At 47.5% G+C, this 3,767-nt stretch carries 5 protein-coding genes and 1 pseudogene; 2 read left to right on the forward strand and 4 right to left on the reverse strand.

Annotation, left to right across the window (positions count from 1 at the left end):
* Positions 1–13: 13 nt before the first annotated feature.
* From KDK13_RS08755 to KDK13_RS08770, 4 genes and pseudogenes are all read right to left on the reverse strand, one after another.
* Entirely contained in the window at positions 14–226 is a 213-nt protein-coding gene (locus tag KDK13_RS08755; protein ID WP_257284600.1) for a hypothetical protein, read from the reverse strand.
* Positions 212–631, reverse strand: a pseudogene (locus KDK13_RS08760) (recombinase family protein); the annotation flags it as partial. The pseudogene KDK13_RS08760 and the gene KDK13_RS08755, both read right to left, overlap by 15 nt.
* 12 nt (positions 632–643) lie before the next feature.
* Positions 644–850 carry a hypothetical protein gene (locus KDK13_RS08765; RefSeq protein WP_257284596.1) on the reverse strand — a complete coding sequence of 69 codons (207 nt, stop codon included), beginning with the start codon at positions 848–850 and terminating at the stop codon, positions 644–646.
* Positions 851–1,270: 420 nt separating this feature from the next.
* Positions 1,271–1,849 carry a hemerythrin domain-containing protein gene (locus KDK13_RS08770; RefSeq protein WP_257284597.1) on the reverse strand — a complete coding sequence of 193 codons (579 nt, stop codon included), beginning with the start codon at positions 1,847–1,849 and terminating at the stop codon, positions 1,271–1,273.
* A 426-nt stretch (positions 1,850–2,275) separates the two neighbouring features.
* On the opposite strand from KDK13_RS08770, the gene yeiP reads away from it, so the two are divergent.
* Together yeiP and KDK13_RS08780 are read left to right on the forward strand one after the other, a co-directional pair.
* Positions 2,276–2,842, forward strand: a complete 567-nt coding sequence (gene yeiP / locus KDK13_RS08775; RefSeq protein ID WP_257284598.1) for an elongation factor P-like protein YeiP — start codon at positions 2,276–2,278, stop codon at positions 2,840–2,842.
* 299 nt (positions 2,843–3,141) lie between these two features.
* On the forward strand, positions 3,142–3,678 hold the full coding sequence (locus KDK13_RS08780; protein WP_257284599.1) for a hypothetical protein: 537 nt from the start codon (positions 3,142–3,144) through the stop codon (positions 3,676–3,678).
* The last annotated feature ends 89 nt before the right edge of the window (positions 3,679–3,767 follow it).

Consider the following 3,767-nt stretch of genomic DNA (forward strand, 5'->3'; position numbering starts at 1 on the left):
AGACTATAGATGATCAGCTTATTTTTTTCCTTGCCTTGAGCTTTCTCACCTTGCAATAGTCATACAACGTCGTCGCCGGGCAACCAACGATCTTGGCAATGGCCGCCTTGCTCACGCCCATATCCAGGTATTTCTGGATCTCGCCCCGCCTGGCGTCCAGTTTCAGGTTTTTCGCCTTACCCCGGGGGCGGCCCAGCTTGACCCCGGCGGCCTTGCGAGCGGCCAGGGCTTCCTTGGTGCGGCTGCTGATGAATTCCCGCTCGATCTCGGCGGCCAGCCCCAGCACGGTGGCGGTGATTTTGCTTTGCAGGGAGTTATCAAACACCATGCCGTTCTTGGCGATGTGCAGGTTGACCTGGTTCTCGGTGCAGTGTTTCAGGATCTCCAGCACTTCCAGGGTGGACCTGGCCAGCCGGGAGATTTCTGCCGCCATGATGGTATCGCCTTAACCGGCCTGGCTGAGCAAGTCACCGATGCCCCGCTCTTTCCAGTGTTTCTTGCTGGTGACGGTATCTTCAACGTAGTGCAGGTTGGTGATGCCCTGCTGGTTGGCGTATTCGAGCACGCCGTGTTTCTGGTTCTGTACGTCCTGGGCATCGGTGGAGACCCGCAGGTAAGCGTAGTTCGGCACGGTGACCTCCTGTTATCGCCAGTCCACGACGGTGGTGGTGATGCCCAGTTCTTTCAGCAGCTTGATGGCGCTGTCAACGCTGGCGAAATGGCGGATATTGTCACGGCGGGCGGTAAGCGTGAAGCACTGGCCGTTGCCCCGCTCAAAGCTGATGATCCATTTTCCGGCCTGCATCACCGCCGGGGTGACGATGACGCCCTTGATCTCGTTGGCTTCCAACAACATCTAACTAATTGGCGTGTGCGAACTCCCGAAGCATACGTCAAGACCGACTTTATAGTCCGTTACGTTGGAAACCGACACCTACTACTCGACGTTAAATCCGGTTCAGCAATTCCCGATGAATTCTGAAGCACTGCGCTTAAAATTCAAAAGAGCCTAATTGACGTGAGTTCGATGCAAAAAAGACAAGGGAACCCCAGTTGTTTAACTATCTTTCGGTTGCAATCCATAGATAGCTAACCAGTGGCTCCCATGTCTATGACCAGTGTATTCTGTGATGTTGATGTTTTCTGCCTGGTTTTTGAACCAGAATGGCATAAACGGCTTATCTGCAATACCAAAAAGCCTCATATTGATGTTTCTGCACTAACAGAAGGTGTACCGACAGCTTTCTGAGCGTCGAACTCACGTTGAATATCAAATAACCGGCTCAAGCGCACTTTCCCGCTCAGTAATATAAAGGTATAGATCTTCATATACCTCCCACAAATGAGATCCAAAAAGAGGATCAGACATCTGTTTGAGATCATTATCAACCAGCACCAGATCATCAACCGTCAATAAGGACTGCATTGCCGGAATCATATACTGATTTTCCAGCTCCATATGTTCCCGCTGCAATTCACTGTAGAGCTTGTATTCAGCCAACAGAAGATTGATCGGGACAACCTGGTCAGAGGCAACGGTATTGAATGACTCCACAAGCTTCTGGGTCATTGCCGAAATCTGCCGGTGCTGGTCCTCGATCATATCAAAATGAATCCTCTTTTCTTTGCTGGCCAGACGGGGACGCAGTCGAGCCATCAGTCTGGACTCAAGAGGGTGGTGAAATGCGTCTGGATAGTTATGCATATAATCCAGCGCTTCAATAATAATGTTAAGCCGGGGTTTGTGCTCACTACCCTCTCGATAGCCAGATACCTCATAATCCAGATAGTCCAGCAAGCGTGCCATATGCTGATGATCGTTGATAATTCGGTCAATTACTGTCGTCATATAGCATCCCCCTTGGATATTTATTCTTCAGGTTCTGTTGACATAAGTTTGCAGTTGGACTGGTTTGCGGAAGAACCACTGCATCTGCACCAGGCCGACCTGCGGGAGACGGCCATACAAACCAGGAAGACTGCAAACTTATGTCAACAGCATACTCTGTTTTATAGGCTCAGCTCTTTTCGAGTATTGACGCAGGTCAACTTTTTCCCGTTTTCAGAGAGTACCGAGAATCATTTTTCATGGAATTGACAGGTAGCCAGTGTCATCAGCAATTTACATTGGTTTGCCAAACACTTTCTCAGGGCGGCAAAGGACAAGCGATAACGGGAGCATGTTTATGAAATATCCGGGCTGACTCACTGCCCTCTTTATCAGCAGCCATAATCAATTTAAAATGCGCGCACACCATCTACTCCGGAAAATCCAATGCCTTACGCTCGAGAACTGAAAAAAGGCCAGATTGTAGACATTGAAGGCCAGTATTATCAGGTTCGTCAGGTTGAGGCGAAAAGCCCATCTGCCCGCGGAGCCCAGACCCTGTACAAGATTCGTTTCAATTCGGTTCCCGGCGGCCAGAAACTTGAGCAGACACTGACCGGAGATATTCTTCTCGCTGATGTGGACCTACACAGAAGAGCCGTAACGCTACTCTACCGTGAAGGCAATGAGTGTACGTTTATGGATTCTGAGGATTATTCCCAGTACCTCGTCAATGCCAGCTCTATCGAGGACCAGCTTCTCTACATCGCAGACAATACGGAAGGCCTGACAGCCCTGCTGGTTGATGGCCAGTTACTGGCGATTGACCTGCCGGCATCTGTTGCTTTGGAAATCGTCGATACCGCCCCTGGCATCAAAGGTGCCTCGGCTGCGGCAAGAACAAAACCAGCCCGGGTCAGCACTGGCCTGGAGGTTCAGGTTCCAGAGTATCTGAGTAACGGCGAAGTCATTAAAATCAATACAGAAACCGGGAAATTCATGTCCCGCGCCTGATGTCCGGTGGTTTCCGGAGATAACCTCCGGAAACTTTATTCGGAATGTAAAAAATTTTTCCACTTAAAAACCGAATAAAACATATCCGAAGATATATATCAAATCGAAATATAATACCTTTGTTCAAGTTTTTTTTGTTCTTTAAGTAACTATTATTCTGGTGTGCACATAAAACAATTTGTTTTAAGCGTTTGATTTTGATGTTCTAAATAAAACTAACAGGTTATTCACCGGGCATCAAAACCCAAAAATCTCTTTTGGAGAAAAAATGAAAGAAACATAAACCAATCAACTCAGGGATGAAGGCCATGATGATAAGAAATATTGCCCAATACATTTTTCAAACGCTTTATTTAACGATAACTATGAGCTTTATATCTTATTTATCAGCTGATCAGTCTATAGTGACGGGGCCAATTAGCAGCACCTCAATTTTAAAAGATATCTCTGCCGTTGATTATTATTATCAAGCACCAGCCTACCCTAATGAAACCAAAAAAGTGGAATTCTCGTTCAAGCATAGAAAAGAGATAAATGAAGAACACATCAGCTCATTCATTTACAAAACCATTGATAACCCGGACAGGGTCCGAAATCAGGTTGCAGGCACAGCCATACTTTATGGACTGGATAGTATCGGTCTTGGAGAATCCGTGAAAGAAGGTATCTATATTATCAAGAAGAACACCCGTTACTCCTTCAGTAACTGTGGGGAAGTGCGACTCAAAACCAATAGAATTACTGCGGGCAGCTGCTTACCGGATGGCGGTTCTGTTGAGTTGAATTCCAGTTACAATTTCAACGCTGTGCAACTGCAGTTTAAATGGTCCATCTGACACTCCCCGCCCTATCGCACCCTAAGGGCATAAAGGCGAGGGTTCTTAGATCGCTCCAAGAACCTTCCTGCTTCAACACGCCTTCCCTA

Origin of the sequence: Endozoicomonas sp. SESOKO1, assembly GCF_024606265.1 — a bacterium.
Taxonomy (GTDB): Bacteria; Pseudomonadota; Gammaproteobacteria; order Pseudomonadales; family Endozoicomonadaceae; genus Endozoicomonas.